This window comes from Salinibacterium sp. NG253, assembly GCF_015864945.1.
Lineage (GTDB): Bacteria > Actinomycetota > Actinomycetes > Actinomycetales > Microbacteriaceae > Rhodoglobus.
On record NZ_JADYWF010000001.1, the window covers coordinates 1,216,488 to 1,235,941 of the forward strand.

20 protein-coding genes are annotated in these 19,454 nt (G+C 60.5%); 2 read left to right on the forward strand and 18 right to left on the reverse strand.

Going from position 1 to position 19,454, the window contains the following annotated elements; genetic code table 11:
• Positions 1-51: 51 nt before the first annotated feature.
• From tsaD to glmS, 7 genes are read right to left on the reverse strand one after another with little or no spacing between them, the layout of a single operon-like run.
• Positions 52-1,185, reverse strand: coding sequence for a tRNA (adenosine(37)-N6)-threonylcarbamoyltransferase complex transferase subunit TsaD (gene tsaD / locus I6E52_RS05895; RefSeq protein WP_231601774.1), 1,134 nt, complete (start codon positions 1,183-1,185; stop codon positions 52-54).
• Positions 1,185-1,676, reverse strand: a complete 492-nt coding sequence (gene rimI / locus I6E52_RS05900) for a ribosomal protein S18-alanine N-acetyltransferase (RefSeq protein WP_197155495.1) — start codon at positions 1,674-1,676, stop codon at positions 1,185-1,187. Before rimI ends, tsaD begins: the two co-directional genes overlap by 1 nt.
• The gene (tsaB, locus tag I6E52_RS05905) at positions 1,673-2,293 is read right to left on the reverse strand and encodes a tRNA (adenosine(37)-N6)-threonylcarbamoyltransferase complex dimerization subunit type 1 TsaB (protein WP_197155496.1); all 621 of its coding nucleotides are present in this window, start codon (positions 2,291-2,293) and stop codon (positions 1,673-1,675) included. Before tsaB ends, rimI begins: the two co-directional genes overlap by 4 nt.
• Positions 2,277-2,849, reverse strand: a complete 573-nt coding sequence (tsaE, locus tag I6E52_RS05910) for a tRNA (adenosine(37)-N6)-threonylcarbamoyltransferase complex ATPase subunit type 1 TsaE (protein WP_307842414.1) — start codon at positions 2,847-2,849, stop codon at positions 2,277-2,279. The genes tsaB and tsaE overlap by 17 nt, the downstream gene beginning before the upstream one ends.
• A complete protein-coding gene (alr, locus tag I6E52_RS05915) occupies positions 2,846-3,946 on the reverse strand; it encodes an alanine racemase (protein WP_197155497.1) in 1,101 nt (366 codons plus the stop codon). The genes tsaE and alr overlap by 4 nt, the downstream gene beginning before the upstream one ends.
• Positions 3,939-4,313 (reverse strand): holo-ACP synthase, encoded by a 375-nt coding sequence (locus I6E52_RS05920; RefSeq protein WP_197155498.1) that lies wholly within the window; start codon positions 4,311-4,313, stop codon positions 3,939-3,941. The genes alr and I6E52_RS05920 overlap by 8 nt, the downstream gene beginning before the upstream one ends.
• 8 nt (positions 4,314-4,321) lie before the next feature.
• Positions 4,322-6,172: a glutamine--fructose-6-phosphate transaminase (isomerizing) gene (gene glmS / locus I6E52_RS05925; RefSeq protein WP_197123156.1), complete on the reverse strand. Its 1,851-nt coding sequence runs from the start codon at positions 6,170-6,172 to the stop codon at positions 4,322-4,324.
• Positions 6,173-6,227: 55 nt separating this feature from the next.
• Between glmS and coaA the strand changes: the two genes are divergently transcribed.
• On the forward strand, positions 6,228-7,175 hold the full coding sequence (coaA, locus tag I6E52_RS05930; protein ID WP_231601775.1) for a type I pantothenate kinase: 948 nt from the start codon (positions 6,228-6,230) through the stop codon (positions 7,173-7,175).
• A gap of 65 nt (positions 7,176-7,240) precedes the next feature.
• Here the strand turns inward: coaA and glmM are convergent, their stop codons facing one another.
• The 11 genes from glmM to I6E52_RS05985 form a co-directional block, all read right to left on the reverse strand.
• Positions 7,241-8,602: a phosphoglucosamine mutase gene (gene glmM, locus I6E52_RS05935; protein WP_197123152.1), complete on the reverse strand. Its 1,362-nt coding sequence runs from the start codon at positions 8,600-8,602 to the stop codon at positions 7,241-7,243.
• A gap of 26 nt (positions 8,603-8,628) precedes the next feature.
• Positions 8,629-9,117: a 30S ribosomal protein S9 gene (gene rpsI, locus I6E52_RS05940; RefSeq protein ID WP_197123150.1), complete on the reverse strand. Its 489-nt coding sequence runs from the start codon at positions 9,115-9,117 to the stop codon at positions 8,629-8,631.
• 41 nt (positions 9,118-9,158) lie between these two features.
• Entirely contained in the window at positions 9,159-9,605 is a 447-nt protein-coding gene (gene rplM, locus I6E52_RS05945) for a 50S ribosomal protein L13 (protein ID WP_010203785.1), read from the reverse strand.
• A 172-nt stretch (positions 9,606-9,777) separates the two neighbouring features.
• Positions 9,778-10,554 carry a class II aldolase/adducin family protein gene (locus I6E52_RS05950; RefSeq protein WP_197155499.1) on the reverse strand — a complete coding sequence of 259 codons (777 nt, stop codon included), beginning with the start codon at positions 10,552-10,554 and terminating at the stop codon, positions 9,778-9,780.
• A gap of 61 nt (positions 10,555-10,615) precedes the next feature.
• Positions 10,616-12,031, reverse strand: coding sequence for a rhamnulokinase family protein (locus tag I6E52_RS05955; RefSeq protein WP_197155500.1), 1,416 nt, complete (start codon positions 12,029-12,031; stop codon positions 10,616-10,618).
• 20 nt (positions 12,032-12,051) lie between these two features.
• Positions 12,052-12,801, reverse strand: a complete 750-nt coding sequence (locus I6E52_RS05960; protein WP_197155501.1) for a glutamine amidotransferase — start codon at positions 12,799-12,801, stop codon at positions 12,052-12,054.
• Positions 12,802-12,826: 25 nt separating this feature from the next.
• Positions 12,827-13,390, reverse strand: a complete 564-nt coding sequence (locus I6E52_RS05965; protein WP_197155502.1) for an RpiB/LacA/LacB family sugar-phosphate isomerase — start codon at positions 13,388-13,390, stop codon at positions 12,827-12,829.
• Positions 13,387-14,430 (reverse strand): ABC transporter permease, encoded by a 1,044-nt coding sequence (locus tag I6E52_RS05970; RefSeq protein WP_197123140.1) that lies wholly within the window; start codon positions 14,428-14,430, stop codon positions 13,387-13,389. Before I6E52_RS05970 ends, I6E52_RS05965 begins: the two co-directional genes overlap by 4 nt.
• A gap of 8 nt (positions 14,431-14,438) precedes the next feature.
• The gene (locus tag I6E52_RS05975; RefSeq protein ID WP_197155504.1) at positions 14,439-15,455 is read right to left on the reverse strand and encodes an ABC transporter permease; all 1,017 of its coding nucleotides are present in this window, start codon (positions 15,453-15,455) and stop codon (positions 14,439-14,441) included.
• A gap of 1 nt (position 15,456) precedes the next feature.
• Entirely contained in the window at positions 15,457-16,971 is a 1,515-nt protein-coding gene (locus tag I6E52_RS05980; protein WP_197123137.1) for a sugar ABC transporter ATP-binding protein, read from the reverse strand.
• Positions 16,972-17,062: 91 nt separating this feature from the next.
• Complete coding sequence (locus I6E52_RS05985) at positions 17,063-18,094, reverse strand: autoinducer 2 ABC transporter substrate-binding protein (RefSeq protein WP_197155506.1); 1,032 nt, start codon at positions 18,092-18,094, stop codon at positions 17,063-17,065.
• 283 nt (positions 18,095-18,377) lie between these two features.
• Between I6E52_RS05985 and I6E52_RS05990 the strand changes: the two genes are divergently transcribed.
• Positions 18,378-19,430, forward strand: coding sequence for a LacI family DNA-binding transcriptional regulator (locus tag I6E52_RS05990; RefSeq protein WP_197155508.1), 1,053 nt, complete (start codon positions 18,378-18,380; stop codon positions 19,428-19,430).
• The last annotated feature ends 24 nt before the right edge of the window (positions 19,431-19,454 follow it).

Here is a 19,454-nt window from a genome sequence, read left to right on the forward strand (position 1 = left end):
TCAGCCTGAAAGATGCCTGTCAACGCAGGCCAACCAGAATTTACTGCGGCGTTACGCCTGAATGCGGGTGACGGGAAGCGTGGAATCAGCGCTAAAGCCCAAAGTTGAGGGCTCTTTGCGCGCCATAATCAACTGGGCGCCCAGCGCCGCGATCATCGCCCCGTTGTCGGTGCACAACGACAACGGCGGAATGCGCAATTCAATTCCCGCCTCGGCGCACCGCTCGGCAGCAAGTTCGCGTACGCGGGCGTTCGCCACGACTCCACCCCCGAGCAGAAGGCGGGGAACCCCACGATCAACGCAGGCTGCGACAGCCTTGGTGAGGAGTACATCAACGACGGCCTCGCGGAAACTTGCTGCGACATCCGCAATCGAAAAGTCGGTACCCGCGTCCTGCTCGCGCTCAACCCAACGAGCGACCGAGGTTTTGAGACCCGAGAACGAGAAGTCGTAACGGTGACGATCAACATCTTTGGCATGGGTGAGTCCGCGCGGAAAACGGATCGCCTTCGGGTTGCCACCGATTGCCACTCGATCGATCTGGGGTCCACCGGGATAGGGCAAGCCCAACAAGCGCGCGACCTTATCGAATGCCTCGCCCGCAGCGTCATCAATCGTCTCGCCGAGGAGCTCAACATCAGAAACGAGATCCCGCACCAGCAGCAGAGAGGTGTGACCACCAGATACCAGCAGTGCAATAGTCGGAAGCTCAATCTCAGTGCCATCGTCGCGCAAGACATCCGCGCCGACATGACCAACCAAGTGATTGACCGCATACAGAGGCTTGCCCGTGGCTACCGAGAGTGCCTTGGCCGCCGCGACTCCCACCATGAGAGCGCCCGCAAGCCCCGGGCCGCTCGTGACCGCGATCGCATCCAGCTCAGACAGTTCAACGCCGGCTTCGGCGAGCGCCTGCTCGAGCGCCGGTTGCATTGCCTCGAGGTGCGCGCGAGCCGCAACTTCGGGAACCACGCCCCCGTAGCGAGCGTGCTCATCCATCGACGACGAGATCACATTGGCCAGCAATTGATTGCCGCGCACGATACCGATTCCGGTCTCGTCACAGCTCGTCTCGATGCCAAGCACGAGTGGATTTGTGGTGTTGGCGGGAAGCTGACCCGAGAGGGCAGAGCGTGCTACCGCTGAAGCTGGATTCGGGGCCAGATTCGGAGCCGGATTCGACATCAGGCACCCACCGCGGGAGAAAGTTTGGGCTCAGGAATAGTGAGTCGCATCACAATGGCATCAACCCCATCCGGTTGGTAATAGTTCGGTCGCACCGCAATGCGCTCAAAGCCGAGCGAGTCATACAGGCGCTGCGCAGAGGGATTATCGTCGCGCACCTCAAGGAAGAGCTCGCTCGCCCCGCGATCGCGCGCTTCCACCATCAGCGCGTGCATCAGCGCACGACCGATTCCCTGACGGCGAGCATCCGGAGAAACAGCAATCGTCTGGATGTCAGCCTGGGGCGACCGGAACGGCGAACGCAATCCTGCATAGGCCGTGACCACTGCGGGCTCCCCCACCGGATGCGCGATCACGTAGTACCCGTGGTTGTCGCGAATCTCGGCACGCATCATGTCACTCGACCAGGCATCGTTCGCGAACTCGCTGGTCTCAATCGCCATGATGGCGTCGAGGTCGCTCTCGGTCGCGCGGCGTAATTGCCAGCTCATGCGGTTACTCGTTTCGGCCCTGCGGAGAGCGTGACATCTGGCGAACGCAAGTAGAGCGCCTCTTCGCCGGCAAAAGGACGGTGGTGTTCGCGCAGCAGGAATGCGAGCCGTGCCAAGTTCGAGGCGTGCACGGGTTGCGAATCCCTCAGGTGAAAGTGCTCGAAATTCGGGACGCTAGCGGCGAGCTCGGCGGCGGGAGCGAGCGCCGGGCCAGCAACGCGCACGGGCAGCCCCGCGGCATCCGATCCCTCGTACGTTGACCAGTACAGTTCCTTGCGACGGGCATCGGTGGCCACGACGATCGGTTCCGTTTCCCCGAGCGCTAGTGCGTCATGCGTCACGACAGGCAGCAGCGGAAGGCCAGCGCCAAAGGCAAAAGCTCGAGCCGCCACAATACCAACGCGCAGGCCCGTAAAGGGGCCGGGGCCCATTCCCGCCACGACACCGGTCAGGTCGGTTACAGCGCACTCAGCATCGGTCAGGCAGCCGCGGATGAAGTCGCCAACGACTTCGGCGTGCTTGCGAGTATCCGAAGAATTGTGTTCCGCTCTCACCACGCCCTGAGCGTCGACGATCGCAACGCTCGTGCCCGCCGAGGTATCAATCGCTAACAGCATTGAGCCACTCCATGTCTGCCCATCTCGGGCCACTTCCCGTCACGGTCACGGTGCGCGGCTCGATCGCCTCGTCAGCAAAATCGTCGGCGTGATCGCTGGAGGCGTCGACGCCATCTGAATCGGGATCCTCATCTGCCGCCCCGGCGCCCACCGGGCGCACAATGTCGACCGTGAGCCAACTTTCGCTCACGCCGTCGAGCAAGCCAGCGCCCCATTCGACGACCACAATGGATGACTCAAAGTCGATGTCGAGGTCGTCGAGCTCTACGGCACTACCAAGACGGTATGCGTCGACGTGCACGAGCGGTGGCGCCTCCGCCTGCGAAGCTTCTGCTCCCGAATCGTCGAGTCTCGGATGCGTGCGCGCCAGCACAAAAGTGGGGCTCGTGACCGTACCCCGGATGCCGAGAGTCTCCCCGATCGCGCGCGTCAGCGTGGTCTTTCCGGCACCGAGCTCACCATTGAGCATCACCAGATCGCCCGCCACAAGTTGCGCGGCGATGACGGCACCCAGCTCGGCCATGCGGTCGGGAGAAGCGATTGTCAGTGTGGTCACGACTCATACCTACGAGTTACACGGGAACCGATGCGGGTCACGATTTCGTAGTTGATAGTGTCAGCGGCTGCCGCCCAGTCATCCGCCGTCGGCACCGATTGTGCTGGGTCGCCGAACAGAACTGCCCGATCGCCGACTGCGACGTTCGCATTGCCCATGTCGATAACAATTTGGTCCATCGCGACACGACCCGCGACTCGACCGACGACACCATTGATTGACACCGGTCCGCGATTGGAGGCATGACGGGGCACCCCATCGCCGTAGCCGAGCGGCACGAGCGCGAGCGTGGTGTCTTGCTCGCAGCGGTAGGAGTAGCCATAGGAAACCCCAGAACCGGCAGTAACGCGCTTCACCGACACGACAGGAGCGCTGAGGGTCATGGCGGGTACGAGACCGAGTGCCGCAGCATCCACATCGGGGGCGGGTGACAGCCCATAACTGCTGATGCCCACGCGAACGAGGTCGAAACGGGCAGAAGGATGCTTGATGGCGCCCTCCGACGCCGCAAGGTGGCGCAGCTCGGGGCGGAGCCCTACCGACTCTGCCATGGCGACGGCGGCCGAGAACTGCTCGATCTGGTCAGCGTCGTGCTCGGCGCCCGCATTGGCCAGGTGACTCCAGAGACCCCGCACGCGAATGCGACCCGCGAGCTCGTGAACAACTGCTGCCTCGAAGAACTGGTGCCACTCTTCCAAGAAAGCGCCATTGCGGTGCAGCCCTGTATCGACTTTCAAGTGGACGAACGCAGTATCGGATGTCGCGGCAACCTCATGCAGCTGCTCGGTGCTGCTCACGCCGAGGTCGATGTTCGCGCGAACCGCTTCGCCAAACGCTGCCCCCGGCTGGTGTAACCACGCCAGCAGCGGAGCGTCGATGCCGGCGCCGCGCACGGCAAAGGCCTCGGTGAGATCAGCAACGCCGAGCCAGTCGGCGCCTCCCGCGAGAGCCGCGCGGGCACTCTCGATAGCACCGTGGCCGTAGCCATTGGCTTTGACAACAGCCATTACCTGCACCGGCGCAACGAGCGCACGCAGGGTTTCGATGTTGCGAGTGATGGCCGCCGTGTCGATAGTGGCGAGTCGAAGATCAGCCATGGTGTGCCTCCGCGATGACATAGGCGATCGCGATTCCGGCGTCGTGACTCATCGACAGGTGCACCGAGGTGATTCCGCGACGTTCGGCAATGGTTTTGGTCGAATTGTAGAGCTCAAGCGAAGGATTGCCGAGCTGGTCAGAAACCACCCGCATGTCGTGCCAGGTGACTCCCGCAGAATCGCCGAGGGCTTTGATGAGTGCTTCTTTCGCCGCAAAACGCCCTGCTAGCGAGCGCAGGGGTCGCGGTTTACCGTCTTTGAGTTGTTCGCTCTCAGAGAACAGGCGCGATGTGAGGGTCGGTGTGCGCTGCAGCGCTCGCTCGAAGCGGGCGATATCAACGACATCCACACCGATCCCCACAATCACTGTGAAACCTATTCGACGGTGACAGACTTCGCGAGGTTGCGAGGCTGATCGACGTCGAGTCCCTTCGCAGCAGAAAGCTCCATGCCGAAGATGTGCAACGGAATGACAGCAAGCAGCGGCTCAAAGAACGAGCCAGCCAACGGAATCGGAATAACCTCATCGGCGAACGGCAGCACTGCGGCATCGCCCTTCTCGGCGATCGCAATAACCCGGGCGCCTCGAGCACGGATCTCCTGAATGTTGGAGACAACCTTCTTGTGCAAAGAGTTCGGGTCGCGGGGGCTCGGAACGATCACGAAGACAACCTGACCAGGCTCAATGAGCGCAATCGGACCGTGCTTGAGCTCGCCAGCGGCAAAACCCTCCGCGTGAATATACGCGAGCTCCTTGAGCTTGAGCGCGCCTTCAAGGGCGATCGGGTAGCCAACGTGGCGACCGAGGAAGAGCACCGACTGGGTGTCTGTCATCCAATGAGCCAGCTGTTTGATCGACTGCGAGGTCACCAAGACCTCAGAGATCTTGTCAGGAATCGCCTGCAACTCGGCAACGTTCTCGCGAATCTCCTCATCGCTGAGCGTGCCGCGCACGCCCGCAATGTGCAGACCAATCAAGTACAGCGCGGTCGCTTGGGCGACGAAAGCCTTCGTGGATGCCACAGCAACCTCAGGACCAGCGTGCGTGTACACAACAGCGTGCGATTCGCGCGGAATCGTTGCGCCGTGCGTGTTGCACACCGAGACAACCTTCGCGCCGGACTCCATCGCGAACTTGACCGCCATGAGCGTGTCCATCGTTTCGCCGGACTGGCTGATCGAGATCACAAGCGTGCGATCCGTGAGAATCGGGTTGCGGTAGCGGAACTCGTGAGCGAGCTCAACATCGACAGGAACGCGCGCCCACGCCTCGATGGCGTACTTGCCGAGCATTCCCGCGTAGGCCGCGGTTCCACACGCAATGATGACGATACGGTCGATGTTCGCAATGACATCGTCTCCGAGGGGCTCGAATTCGGTGAGCTTGACCAGCCCATCCTGAACGCGACCAAGAATGGTGTTGGCTACGGCATCCGGCTCTTCGCTGATTTCCTTCGCCATGAAGCTCGACCAGCCACCCTTTTCGGATGCTGAGGCGTCCCAGGCGATGTCGAATTCCTCAACCTCAACCGGGTTACCGTCGAAGTCGATGACATCTACAGAGTCGGGACGGATCGTAACGATCTGGTCTTGGCCAATCGCAACAGCGCGACGCGTGAACTCTACGAAAGCCGCAACGTCAGAGCCCAAGAAGTTCTCGCCGTCGCCCAAACCGATGACGAGCGGAGAGTTGCGGCGAGCGCCGACAACAACACGTGGCTGGTCTTGGTGTACCGCGAGGAGAGTAAAAGCGCCCTCAAGACGCGAAACGACGCTCTGCATCGCAGCGGTGAGGTCACCCGTCTTGTCGTACTCGCGCCCGATCAGAAGGGCTGCAACCTCAGTGTCGGTCTCGCTAATGAACGTTTCGCCCTCGAGGAGCAACTCGTTCTTCAGCTCAGAGAAGTTCTCGATAATGCCGTTGTGGATCAGCGCGAGTTTGGAGTCGCGGCTCAAGTGCGGGTGAGCATTCACGTCGGTGGGGCCACCGTGGGTTGCCCAGCGGGTGTGGCCGATTCCGGTGGCGCCATTGCCCAAAGGGTCGGCTTCAAGATCATCCAAGAGCATCTGCAGCTTGCCTGCACGCTTGCGCGTTCCGAGCACTCCAGCCTCGTCGATAATCGCGACACCGGCGGAGTCGTAACCCCGGTATTCAAGACGCTTGAGACCGCCGAGGAGAACCTCAAGGCTTTTTTCGTTACCAACGTAACCGACGATTCCACACATGGAGACGAGTTTAGTTCCCCAAGCTGGGTATCCGTGCGCAGCTAGGATGTTCGGGATGCATGAAAATGGCTCCGGACACGGTCACATCTCTCCCTTTCTCGAAATCGATCGGAGCGATTGGGCTGAACTTGCCCCGAAAATGAAAGTTCCCCTGACCCAGGCGGAGCTCATTGAGCTGCGCGGACTCGGCGACGAACTCGACCTCACCGAAGTTGCTGAGGTGTATCTCCCCCTCAGCCGCCTCCTTAATCTGTACGCAGAGAACGCCCAACAGCTGCACTCTGCGACCACCCAGTTTTTGGGAGCATCCACCGGGCGCACACCGTTTGTCATTGGTGTCGCTGGGTCTGTCGCCGTGGGAAAGTCCACCATCGCCCGGCTGCTGCGCGAGCTGCTCTCCCGTTGGGAAGGCACCCCGCGCGTTGAACTTCTCACCACCGACGGCTTTCTGCACCCCAACGCTGAGCTTGAACGCCGCGGCATCCTTGAACGCAAGGGGTTCCCCGAAAGTTACGACCGTCGGGCGCTGCTGCGCTTCGTCAGCAAAATCAAAGCCGGCGAACCCGTTGTGCGCGCACCGTTCTACTCCCACTTGGCCTACGACATCATCCCGGATGCAGCAGTAACCGTGCGCAAACCCGACGTCCTCATCGTCGAAGGCCTCAACGTGCTGCAACCACCAAGCCCCGGAAATAGCCTCGCCGTCAGCGACCTCTTCGACTTCACCATCTACGTGGATGCACGTACGAGCGACATTGCGCACTGGTACGAGGAACGCTTCCTGCGGCTCCAGCGCGGCGCGTTCAGCAATCCGCGATCCTACTTTCACCGCTTTGCCGATCTCAGCGAGAGCGCAGCCCGGGCACGCGCTCAAGAAGTGTGGAAGCGCACCAACGAACCCAACCTCATCCAGAATGTTCGCCCCACCCGACCACGGGCGTCACTCATTCTGCGCAAGGATGCGAACCATGCGGTGTCGAAGGTGCTGCTGCGCAAGACGTAGAGCATTGTGGCCTCGCCGGGCGCACGAGGGACTGTCGAGGGCAGCCGATGCGGCGAGAAAACTCGTTAGTTGCCGAGTTCAGAAAGCACAACAGCGGCAAGACGATCTGCCATCTGCTGAGCGACCTCATGGTGCTCGGCTTCGACCATGACACGAATCATGGGTTCAGTGCCGGATGCCCGCAACAGCACGCGGCCGGTGTCGCCCAGTTCAGCTTCCACAGCAGCAACCGCGTCAGCGATGGCCGCGTTGGAACCGAGTGCGTGGTGGTCAACCCCGCGAACGTTCACAAGAACCTGCGGGTAGACCGTCATGACAGCAGCGAGTTGCGCCAGTGTTTTGCCGGTGCGAGCCATCTCGGCCACGAGGTGAAGTCCGGTGAGGATGCCGTCGCCCGTGGTCGCAAACTTGGTCATGATGACATGGCCCGATTGTTCTCCGCCGAGGGACAAACCGTGCTCGCCGAGTGCTTCGAGCACGTAGCGGTCACCGACCTTGGTTTCGAGCATCTTGATATTGTGCTCGGCCATGGCACGACGAAGTCCGAGGTTGCTCATCACGGTCGCGACGAGCGTGCGGTCGTTCAGCACTCCACGTTCAGCCATCGAGACAGCCAGGATTGCCATTATCTGGTCGCCGTCGACGATGTTGCCCTCTTTGTCCACAGCGAGGCAACGGTCAGCGTCGCCGTCGTGGGCGATGCCGACATCGGCACCGTGCGCGAGGACTGCGGAGGCAAGGTTGTCGAGATGCGTCGATCCAACGCCCTCATTGATGTTGATGCCGTCAGGGTCTGCACCGATTACGGTGACCTTGGCACCGGCATCCGTGAATACCTGGGGCGAGACCCCAGCGGCTGCACCGTGAGCACAGTCAAGAACGACGTGGATGCCGTCGAGCTGGTTCGGCAGCGTCGACAAGAGGTGCACGACGTAGCGGTCTTCAGCATCGGCGAAACGACGGATGCGGCCAACCTCAATACCGGTGGGAGCGAGGCTCGGTGCGGCGAGGGCTGCTTCGATGCGGTCTTCAACCTCATCGGGAAGTTTGGTGCCGCCCTGACCAAAGAACTTAATTCCGTTGTCGGGGGCGGGATTGTGCGACGCGGAGATCATTACTCCGAGGTCGGCTTTGAAATCGGCAACGAGAAACGCAGCTGCCGGGGTGGGAATTACCCCGGCGTCGAAAACATCGACGCCCGAGCTCGCGAGCCCCGCGGATACTGCGGCGGATATGAATTCGCCGGATACGCGGGGGTCGCGTGCAACAACTGCGACGGGACGGCGGCCAGAAGCGCGCCGGCCATCAGCAACTCGACCCTGACCCAGTACGACTGCTGCCGACTGAGCCAGGCCGAGTGCAAGCTCGACAGTAAGATCACTGTTCGCTAAACCGCGAACACCATCTGTACCAAAAAGACGTGCCATGCGTTGCCGCTAGCAGGGAAAGCGGGTTAGCGCTTCGAGAACTGCGGAGCCTTACGAGCCTTCTTGAGTCCAGCCTTCTTACGCTCCTTGACGCGAGCGTCACGGGTAAGGAAGCCAGCCTTCTTGAGGATTGCACGGTTGTTCTCTTCGTCAATCTGGTTGAGCGAACGAGAGATACCGAGACGCAGTGCGCCGGCCTGACCCGAGGGGCCACCACCGGTGATGCGTGCGATTACGTCGTAACCGCCGAGCAGGTCAAGAACCTTGAACGGGTCGTTGATGAGCTGCTGGTGAAGCTTGTTGGGGAAGTACTCGGCGAGCTCACGGCCGTTGACCGTAATGGTGCCCGAACCGGGAACGAGACGCACGCGGGCGATTGCCTGCTTGCGACGTCCGACGGCTGCGCCGGGAACGGTGAGAACGGGGCGAGGCGCGGTGGGCGCCTCAACTGCTGCCGACTCGGTCGTGTACGACTCGGGTGCACCCTCGGTGATTGAATCTTCGATCTTAGCCACTGTAATAAGTCCTTTTATCTTTGCTTAGTAAAGCGCGGGCGCTACTGAGCGACCTGGGTGAGGGTGTACGGAGTCGGCTGCTGAGCAGCGTGAGGGTGCTCAGTACCCGCGTAAACCTTCAGCTTGGACAGCTGAGCGCGACCGAGTGAATTCTTGGGGAGCATTCCACGGACGGCCTTTTCAACGGCGCGCGTGGGGTGCTTCTCCAGCATCTCGGAGTACGTGGTGGCTGTGAGCCCACCCGGGTAACCGGAGTGGCGGTAAGCCTTCTTCTTCGCGAGCTTGGAGCCGGTGAGGGCAACCTTCTCAGCGTTGATGATGATGACGAAGTCACCCATGTCCATGTGAGGAGCAAAGGTGGCCTTGTGCTTTCCACGAAGCAAGATGGCTGCGTGGCTGGCGAGACGGCCGAGAACGATGTCGGCGGCGTCGATGATGACCCATTCCCGCTTGACGTCTTCGGGCTTGGGCGAATATGTACGCGTCACAATAGTGCTGCTTTCATTGATCGAGTGAGGTGTTCGTGAATCCCGCTCCGATGGTTGTTTCAGAAGAAACAATGCCGGTTGGAGGGCTCATGATCGGATGTCGCACCCTATAGTGCAGACACCAAGGGTCAACACTAGCGGAACTGCGGCCCGGCGGCAAACGCCAATTCGACTATTTGGTGGTGCCTGTGAGAGCAGCACGGCGCTCACGGAAGTCGGGGCGGTCGAAGTAGTGGGCAGTCACTTCCGCACTCAAACTCGCGATTCCGCCGGCTTGCAACGCACCGAGACGAACCCGGGCGCTCTTGACCGCCATCAGGGAAATCGCCTCAGCCCCCTCCGCCGTGTCAGCAATCGCGACGATGCCGTGGTTTCCCAGCAGAATCAGCGACGGCACTTCACCATACTGTTCGACGTGCTCACCGAGTCGTGTCAAAAACAGCTGGCCAAGTTCGATACCGGGCTGAGCATAAGGAATGTAGAGACTACGACCCAAGACCATGAGCTCGTCTGAGTAAACGGCATCGACGAACGAAGTTTCAGCATGCACGCTCGCGAGCAACGAAACGACCGCGGTCGGGTGGGTGTGAGCCACGTACCGCGCCGGTGCATAGGCGCGCACTGCCACGTGAATGAGAGTCTCGATGGATGCGCGCACCCGCTGACCGTCGACCTCACCGGCATCCAGTTCGGCTGTCAATCGGTCTTGGCTGGCATTCGGATCACGCAGCACCTCGAGGAGAGGTTCGATTTCGACGCTGACAAAGTTTGCTGCCGTTGCGTTCTGCATCGATGAACCCGACGTCTTGACGATAATCGTGCCATCAGCGATCAATTCGCTCGTGTTGCCTTCAGCGAGAATTACGAGGTCGCGCTCGGGTAGGCCGAGGCGGGTGGTGAGTCCCAGCAGGTCGGCACTAACGAGGTCGGGAGCAATTCGTGCGGTCATCTTTTCAGTCCTTATGTTGGGCGAATTCAGGGGTGAGGCGAATTCAGGGAGAGTTGCGGGGTCAGCGAGGCGTGTAGCTGACGGGATGATGCGTGCGTCGCACGAGATCGCGGAGCGAGTCGAGACTGCCCGAGATGTGTCCCATCGCGCGCGCTTGAACAAGGACACTGCCGAGTGCTGTCGCCTCGACTGGGCCCGCGAGAACGGGGATTCCAGCGCGGTCAGCGGTGCGCTGACACAGCAAACGGTTGAGGGATCCGCCGCCAACGATGTGGATCGTCTTTACCGGGACGTTGCCGAGCGATCCAGCGCTGAGCACGGCATCCGCGAAAGCTTGAGCGAGCGATTCAATAATGCAGCGGGCCATTTCGGCGCGATTGCCTGGTGGGCGGATGCCGCGTTCCGTGCACCACTCAGTGATTCGTCGAGGCATATTGCCTGGCGCCAAGAATCGAGGATCGTCGACGTCAACTACGGGCATCGCGTCGGAGACGGCGGAGGCTGCCTCAATAAGTTCGGGCAAACTGATCGCTTCGCCGTCGCGTTCCCACTGGCGCACTGCTTCACTCAAAATCCACAACCCCATGACATTGCGCATGAGAAGAATGCGTCCATCGACGCCGACCTCGTTGGTGAATCCACCGGTACGGGCCGCCTCGGTAACAACGGGGGTCTCCAGCTCGACACCGGCCAGTCCCCACGTTCCGCACGAAATAAACGCTGCCGTCTCCGGTTGCATCGGAATCGCCGTCACTGCCGACGCCGTATCGTGCGAACCAACCGCAACCACCTCGATGGGTGACTCTGCGCGTACCTGGGTTGCGACATCCGCGTCCAGCTCGCCAACGCGTGTACCCGGGATCACGAGCTCGGGCAACAGTTCGCGCCGCACTCCGGCGACGTCAAGCAGGCTGTCGCTCCACTGCCGAGTGTGCACATCGAGCAGTCCGGTCGTTGAGGCCATCGTGGTCTCGGCGATGCTGATCCCACTCAGCCAGTAGGTAAAGAGGTCGGGCATGAGTAGAACGGTGTCCGCTAGCTCGAGCCGATTTTCTGCCGTGTCGGTTGCAAGCTGGTAGATCGTATTGATCGGCATGAACTGGATGCCGGTTGCCGCATATTGCTCAGCCTGCGAGCTCCTCGACTCCACGTGGCCGATCGCGGCGCCGGTTCTTTCATCGCGGTAGTGCCGTGGATTGCCGAGCAACTGCCCGTCGCGCAGCAGTCCGTAGTCCACACCCCACGTATCGGTCGCTATCGACGACACTGTGGGCACTTCACGGAGCGCAGAGGTGAGGCCGTCGAGGGCGCCCTGCCATAAGGAGAGGACATCCCAGTGCAGTCGGCCGCGCACGTTGACCGGACGGTTAGCAAAGCGGGCGTGGGTTGCCGTGCGCAGCTGGTCGGGGCCGACCTCCCCCAGAATTACTCGACCGCTGGTCGCGCCACAATCGAGAGCAACAACATGGCCCACCATTTAATCTACGTGCCCCGTACTTAGTCTGACTCGCGTGCGAGCCATGCGATGAGTTGGTTCCACAGGGGGGCGAAGCCATCCCACTCCAAGAATTCGGTCGGCAACCAGTGCGGTCCCATGTCACTGGCGAAGGCCGCGACTCGACCTAACCCTTCGCCGTCCACGATGAGAAGGGGAAAGCCGCCGACGGTTGCGAGCGTCTGCGCGCTGCCCCGTGCCACCAAACGGTGATGACCGAGTATTGCTGGCCAGGAGGTCGGCAACCCTGCGGTCGCGGGGTGATTGCCCAGTGAGGTCGCTTCGACGCCCTGCGGGGTCTCTTCCCTATCGTCGCCGATTTCCATTTCGACAGGAAGCACGCTCGCGAGAGCAGTGTTGCGGTAGTTCGCTTTCGCTTCGATGCCTTGGAAGCTGAGGTAGCCGCCAACCATCAAGAGCGAGCCCCCGTCGCGCACCCACTGCGCCAACACTTCGAGGCGATGCGGAATCCGCTCGCCCTTGGCAAAGACACCGTTGGGCAGCAAGAGCGTGTTAGCCCCGATGTCGCTGAGCACGACAACGTCGTAGTGGCTGAGCTCCTCAGCGGTGGTCGGGAAACGTTCGGCCGCAACGTGGTTGGGCTGGAACTCAACGCTGTTACCCGCTGACTTCAGAGCAGCGATGAAATCATCCGCCCCCTCGGCATATGCGGAAGTAACAAAGGAGTCAAAACCCTTCGTGTGGATCGACGTCGTCGACCATGACTCTCCTGCGAGCAATACCTTCGCCATGTGTCTCCCTCTGGCTATCGATCAGTTAGTAAGCGAGGCCGCGAGGCTCTGGCCCCATGGCAACGTTGCGCTCGTCGACGATCTCGAAACCGTTGTCTTTGTAGGCCTGGTAGTCGAAGTTTTCACACTCTTCGTAGCCGATCATGTGGTAATCGCCGAAGCCTTCCCAGTTCTCGTAGCCGTCACCAAAGCTGTTATCAAGGAACGCATCCGCCATTGCCATTCCGAGGCGCGGGCCAATGTAGAAGGCGCCCATCGCCATGAGGTTGCAGTTGTTCGCCGTGGCCGCACGCAACGCCGATGGCGCACTTTCACAGACGGCGGCGTGCACGTGAGGCACCTTGCTCGCAGCAACGTGGATGCCCATTCCGGTGCCACAGAACGCAAGAGCCTTTTCAAACTCGCCCTCGGCAAGCTTGGCTCCGAGCATGAACCCAGCTCGCTGGTACATCGGAGCGTCGTCGAGAGTGGGGGTCAGGTCAGTGACAGTCCAGTCGCGCGCCTCAAGGTGGTGCTTGACGGCCTCTTTGAGAGGGAATCCAGCAAAGTCAGCACCCACAACCACGTGGCGGTCTTTAGTCAGTTTCATGATTTGTTTCCTTTCACACCGAACAGACGAGAGAGCCTGTTCTTTTTAGTCCATTGATTCACCACGATGACGAGCAGCAGCACTCCACCCCAGATCAGCGGGCGGTAGAAGTTGCTGATGTTCGGGAACGTGTTGAGCAGCGACGAGAGAACCTGCAGCACAACGACCGCGAGGATCACTCCCGACAGTCGACCTGATCCACCGTTCGGGTTCACACCACCCAGCACCACGATGAGCACTGCGAGCAGCGTGTACGTGGAGCCATAGTCAGCCTTCGCCGAGTTGTAGTTGGCCAGCATCACGAGACCGGCGGCCGCGGCGTAAATACCCGAGGTCATATAGGTGCGGATGATGAGGTTGTCGGTCTTGAGCCCACTGAACTGCGCCGCTGTTTCGTTCGAGCCGAGCATATAGAGCTTGGTGCCGAACGCTGTCTTGTACATGATCAGGGCGATCACGACAGTGGCGAGGATGAAGATGATGAGCGGCATCGGAATGATTCCGAAGACACGCTGCGCCATGATCTCGCCGTACTGGGCGGGAAGGCCGCTGGCGGGCTTTCCTCCGGTGATGATGACCGCGATACCCGTGAAGAGCTCGAACGTTCCGAGCGTCACCAGAATGGCGGGGATCTTCACTTTGGCTATCAAGAACCCGTTGAAGGCGCCGGCTATCGCTCCCACAATGAGCGAGAACGCGATCGCCGCGACAACGGCAAGGTAGCCCTGGGGGCTGTCGGAGCCGGTGGGCGCGATCGACATCATGAGCGTCGCACTGCCGATGGCCGTCATGTTGGCGACACCGACCACGGAAAGGTCGATTCCTCCAATGATCATGGTGAGCATCACGCCGAGAGCCATGAGGCCAAACTCGGGGAACTGCACAGCCATTGACTGCCACGTGGCAATTCCAAAGAAGTTCTTGGTCTTGACGAGCATGAAGAACGTCAAGAGTAGAACGAGAATCACGGCGAGGCGCGTGACGTGGGGGTCGCGAGTGAGACGATCCCGAAGAGGCGTAAGAGTCGTAAGAGCAGACATGGCCGTCCCTATCCTTGAACCAGCGCGGGTGCGCGTTTGCGTGATCGGGTGAGTTGCACGGCCGAAATACCTGTTCCGACGAGGATCAGGGTGCCGAGCGCGAAGCCCTGCCAGAAGGTGGGGATGCCGACCAAGATCATGCTGTTTTGCACGATCACAATCAACAGCGTGCCCAACATCGTTCCGGTCAGTGTTCCGGTTCCTCCCGTAATGGAGGCACCGCCGAGCACGACCGCGGCGATAACCATGAGCTCCATACCGAGCAGGTTCGTCGGATGCATTTGGTCCATCATGCTCGTGCGCACCAGTCCAGCGAGGCTGGCGATAATTCCCACAATGACGAAGAGCCAGAACTTGATCTTGCGTACTTTGAAGCCTGCGCGGGCAGCAGCACTTTCGTCGCCACCAATCGCGTAGAGGCCGCGGCCGAAGGTGGTGTACCTCATCACGACGAAGGCAACGGCAACAACAGCAACCAAGATGAGGAACGCAACCGGCATGTTCGAGGTGAGCCCCGACTCAGGGTTTGTCGCCACGAACAGTGTCGAGCGGCCGAAGTCGCTCATCCCCTGCGGCAGGTTCGGAATCTGCACCGACTTGAACACGCCCTGCATGACTCCGGAGAAGACGCTGGCGGTTCCGAGGGTGATGATGAGCACGGGCACCACAAACCTCGAGGTGAACAGTCCATTGAACGCGCCGAGGATTGCCCCGACCACAATGACCATCAGGAACGGCAGCCAGACTCCCCCGGTGTAGCCCGCATCCACGAGCACTCGGGTGGTGGCGTAGACCGAAAGCGACGCCAGCGCCGGAAATGAGACATCGATTCCGCCGGCGACCAGCACCATGAAGGCGCCAACCGCAAAAATGCCAGGGACGACCATCGCGTTGGCAAGGTCGACCAGGTTGTTTGCGGAGAAGAACTGTCCGCTGCGCAACTGGATGACAATGCTCACGGCAATGATCACGAGCAAAAGGTAGAACTCGTTTGATTTAGTGAGCTTTCGCACTAACTTGGCCATCTCAGCCCTTCCCGTCAATAGTGCTCGGGTCTTTCGACATGAGCTCGGCGAGCTCGGATTCGGTCGTCGTGCGCGGGTCGATTTCCGCCACGATTCGTCCTGCGTTCATCGCCATGACCCGGTTGCAGTTCTGGATGACCTCAGGGATGTCATCGGAGATGATGATGACGCCGAGCCCTTCGCTGGCAAGCGTGCGCAAAATGCGATGGATGTCGTGCTTCGATCCGATATCGACACCGACCGTTGGGCCGTTGAGAATCAAAATCTTCGGGTGAGTGGCAAGCCACTTCGCGAGCACGATGCGCTGCTGGTTTCCTCCGGAAAGAGTATTCACCGGGTTAGCAGGGTTGGGCGTTGCGATCTTGAGCTCGTCGACCCAGCGCTGACCTTCGGCATCCGCCTTGCGCTGATCGAGTGCCCCGAACTTCGAGACGAACGAATCGATCTCGGAGATCACGATGTTCGAGCTAATGGAACGCTCGAGGAAGAGACCTTCGGTGAGGCGGTCTTCCGGAACATAGCCAATACCGTGAGCGATCGCGGCGCGCACGCTGCCGACCTCGACAACTTCACCGTTGATCAGGATCTTGCCCGAATCGGCGGGCTTCGAACCGAAGAGCGAGAGCGCGAGTTCCGTTCGTCCGGAGCCAAGCAGCCCGGTGATTCCCAGGATTTCGCCCTTACGCAGCGTGAGGTCAACATCTGCAAACGCTCCATCGACGCCAAGTCCCCTCGTCTCCAAGATGGGCTCTTCGGAGACGTGCTCAGGAACGAAGTGGTCGTCGTCGAACTCGCGGCCGGTCATGTGGTGCGAGAACGTCGCGTGATCCAGTTCCTCCGGCAAGCACGTGATAACCGACTTACCGTTGCGGATGATCGTGAAGCGTTCACTGATCTCGAACACTTCGTCCAACTTGTGGCTCACGAACAGCGTCGCAATTCCACGGGCCTTGAGATCGAGGATGATGGCGAAGAGCGCGTCAACCTCTCGCTTCGTCAGAGCCGTGGTTGGTTCATCCATGATGATGAGTTTTGCGTCGCTCATGAGAGCGCGGGAGATAGCGACGAGTTGCTTCTGTGCCACAGAAAGCTGGCCGACCTTCTCGTCGAGGTCGATCGTGAAGTTAATCTTGGCGATCGCCTCTTCGGCGACAGCCCGCATCCGCTTCCAACTCACGAAAGTGCGGTGGGCGGCGAGCTCGGCGTTGAGCGCCAAGTTCTCCATCACCGTGAGGTTCGGAAAAACGGAGAAGTCTTGATAAATGACCTGAACGCCGTTTGAGATCGCCTCGATGGGCGACAGCTTCGAAAACGTCTTGCCGTTCAGTTCGATGGTTCCGGTATCGGGGGCGTGCACACCAGACATGACCTTGATCAGCGTGGACTTGCCACTGCCGTTCTCTCCAGCGAGACAGTGAATCTCTCCGGGAGCGATCTCCAAGGTGATGCCATCAAGCGCTTGAACGCCAGCGAAAGCCTTACCGATATCGCGTACCGCGATGACGTTATCTACCATCGTCCGGTCCTTTCCGCGCGTGAATAAATCTGGGGGTGCGACCAGGGCAGAATGAATCTTCGCTCTGCCCTGGTCGCGTAAACGGAACTGCTTAGAAGCCGAAGCTGTCTACGTTGTCCTTGTCGATAACGACCCAGCCGTTACCTTCGAGAACCTTGTCGCTGCCTTCAGCGAAGGTCATGTTTTCGTAACCGGTGACTCCGAGGTTCACGCCGTCAGCGATGTCTTCGCCGTCGAGGATCTGCTCGGCGAGCGATGCCAGAGCGTAACCAGCGTCTGCCGGGTCCCAGAGGGTCAGCGTCTTAACGAGGCCCTTTTCGAGGATCGACTTGTTAGCGGCCGGCATACCGGTTCCGCTCACGAAGACCTTGCCGGTGAGGCCGAGTTCTTCGATCGCACGAGCGACACCAGGAGCGTCAAACGACGAGGTTCCGACGATGCCGGTTACTTCGGGGTACTTCTTGAGGAGTTCCTTGGCTGCCTGGTAGGCAACCTCTCCGTCGTCCTGCGACTCAACGCGCGGCTCGGCAGCAAGCAGCGTCATGTTCGGGTAAGCCTCCATTTGACGAGCAACAGCACCGTCAGCCCACTCGTTGTGCGACGCGTTGGTTACGTGGCCAACCATCGTGGCGTAGGTGCCCTCTTCACCCATTGCCTCGGCGAGGTTGTCCATGATGAATGCGCCGTACTGGGTGTTGTTGAAGGCTTCGATGTCGTACATCGTGTTTTCCTGGCTGGCACCTTCGTGGGTGACAACAATGATGCCGGCGTCCATGGCCTGCTTCAAGACGGTCTCAAGTGCTCCGGGGTCAACCGGCACGACGCCGATGGCGTCTACGCCCTGAGCGATGAGGTCTTGGATGACCTGGACCTGAAGGGTGGCATCGGTCTCAGCGGGGCCCTTTTGGTAAACATCGTTGCCGGAATCAGCGGCGAACTTGTTGACGCCCTCTTCCATGCGAACGAACCACGGGTTAGTCGAGTCCTTGGGGACGATAACGATTGTGTAGGCGTCTTCCCCGGATGCGGTAGATGTGTCGGCGTCAGCGGAACATCCGGCGAGGCCGAGTCCTACGACGGCCACGAGACCGATCGCGAGGCCTGCAAAGCGACGTTGCTTCATGTGTTTCTCCTTTTGGTGTGAATGCAGTGTTGCGCGGACGCAGCGCCCAAAGCCTCAGCACTTTCGCGTCATTGCGCCCGGTCGAGAATATTTGAACCGGTTCATTTTTTAAAGCGGTTCAAACGTACACTGGACAAATACCGATTTGCAACAGCTAGGCAGAGATGATCACAACGATGCGATTACGAGAAGCTCGACTGCACCCTTACCCGGCGCATCCGGGCAATGCCCTTAGAGTGAGAAACCTGCAGCACCCGAACCATGCACAAGAAGTGAGCTATTCATGAGTACCCCCGACACTGCGACATCGAAGTCGCCCGCCGGGATCCGCGATGTCGCTGCACTGGCCCAGGTTTCGACCGGCACCGTGTCGAATACGATCAATCGCCCCGATACTGTTCACCCGCGCACCCGCGCCGCCGTTGAGAAAGCGATTGCCGAACTTGGCTTCGTGCCCAACCAGCAAGCCCGCGTGCTCACGGGAGCCTCGAGCAACGTCATCGGGCTTGTCGTTCTGGATATCGAAAGCCCGTTCTATATGGAAGCCGCGCACGTCATCGAGCGCACCGTTCGCGAATCGGGCCACGTGGTGATGCTCTGCAACTCCGAAGGCGATACGACCCGCGAGTCTGGACTTCTCGCAATGTTGGCCGCCCAGCGAGTCCGCGGCGTACTACTGGCGCCCGCGAGCCTCGACGAAGACTCCGACCCCTACAAAGACCTCCCGGGCGATCTGCCCGTCGTGTTGCTCGACTACAACGGCGGCCCAGAACACTGCTCCATTTCCGTCGACAACGTCGCTGGCGGGCGCCTCGCTATCGAACACCTGCTGCAGCTAGGCCACACCCGCATCGCCGTCGTCGGAGGACCAACCGGGCTCCGTCAGTTCGCCGATCGCGCCCAAGGCGCACGCGAAGCGATCATTGCAGCCGGCATGGATCCGGAAGTGTCGTTGATCGAAGTCAGCACGTCAGGGATCGGCATCCAAGACGGCCGCCGAGCAGCAGAACTACTTCTCGAGGCAGACTCCCCCGACGCCGTATTTTGCGGAAACGACATGCTCGCCTTCGGCGTCTACCGCGGACTTATCGACGCGGGTCTCAGCGTGCCAGAGGATGTTGCCCTCGTCGGATACGACGACATTGACTTCGCCCGCGACTGGGTTGTGCCGCTCACGTCAGTGCGCCAGCCCATCGACAAGCTCGGCACGCGCGCTGCACGATTGCTCATAGAGCACTCAGCGCGAGAAGATTCCCACACCCACCGTCAAGAAGTGCTCCCGCCCGAGCTCGTCGTGCGACGTTCCACCGACCTTCGGGCGCCCGCGCAGCACTGACGCGGTAGGTGACAACGACGGCAG